Consider the following 1,156-nt stretch of genomic DNA (forward strand, 5'->3'; position numbering starts at 1 on the left):
CGTTGATGGCCGATTTTTACTGATGAGGCAATCACGACCAGTCGCTTCATTAACGAGCAGAGCTTTACTGCCTGTCGCGCATAGCCTTTGACATCGCTTCGGACATCAGCTGACTGAGTTCTTGGACCTGGTGAGTGTATGTCTGCATCTGCGTCTGCGCGAATTTGCTCTGAAGGGTCAGAATCTCTTGCATGTCCTTTGCCCTGGCTACTTCTTTTGCCAATGTGAAAGAACGTTCGGCGTTTTCCTTCGCGAACTCGACTGCTCGATTTTGTAGCCCTTCAAATCCACTCGATTTGCTGTCCGATGCTGCACCCGACCAAGCCTTCATGCTTTGCGTGAGGAAGTCCATGAAGTGTCCGTAAGCCGCACTTGCCTGCTCAATATTCTTCTCTGTCAGTTCGCGTAGCTCAGGCGGAATCTCAAAGGGAGATTTAGATTTCTTAGCAGCCATGGTGCCCTCCCGGTGGTTTTGTTGCGGCAAGTCCGCTTAGCTCTTATCGCAACCTTAAGGGGCGGGTGAGGTCTTGGCCAGAAAGAGATCAGGATATGTCATATAGCTGACCTAGCTCGCTGAGGAAATCGCGTCTGCTTTCATGCGCAAAGCGGACATGCCTGATCTGCTCGACGAGGTCTGCCACTGACCCCAAGCGGACACCTCGGCCCGAGCGTGGATACCGTTTTGATCTGGGTCATTCCGCCGAAGGAGGTCGCGTGTTGAGTAGATGAAGGGTGAGCCTGGCAACCCGGTGCCTGGCCACGCGTGATCTCGCTACCGGAAATGGCCGCCGCCCGTCCGAAAAAACCACTAACTGAGGACAGCGGACAAGGAGAACTTCGCTGTGAGGAATTTCATTTCAGCCCTCGCTGGATTGGCCGCGATTTATTCCGGCTCTGCCCTTGCGGAAGCTGCCGACTGGCAAACTCGCTTGGCACGCGAGCGCGGCTTTGAAGCCGTCGTTTGGTCAATGCCGGCCGTTAGCATGATCGCGTTGCGTGACGCATATTTCAGCGTTGGTGGTGACTACAACACGGTCTACTACCTGACGAAGCCGCCGACAGCACTTCAGGAAGCCCTTACGCCGAATAATCAAACGCCTTATGTCAACGTCCTCTTGAGTACTCGGCAAGGACCGGTCGTTCTCGATATACCGCC

2 protein-coding genes are annotated in these 1,156 nt (G+C 54.4%); one reads left to right on the top strand and one right to left on the bottom strand.

Annotation, left to right across the window (positions count from 1 at the left end):
* Positions 1–64: 64 nt before the first annotated feature.
* Positions 65–454, bottom strand: coding sequence for a phasin family protein (locus tag AC33YF_RS13980; RefSeq protein WP_491777824.1), 390 nt, complete (start codon positions 452–454; stop codon positions 65–67).
* Between the two features lie 388 nt (positions 455–842).
* On the opposite strand from AC33YF_RS13980, the gene AC33YF_RS13985 reads away from it, so the two are divergent.
* A partial coding sequence (locus AC33YF_RS13985; RefSeq protein WP_491777825.1) for a DUF1254 domain-containing protein occupies positions 843–1,156 on the top strand: 314 nt, incomplete at its 3' end.

The organism is Methyloceanibacter sp. (assembly GCF_058506495.1).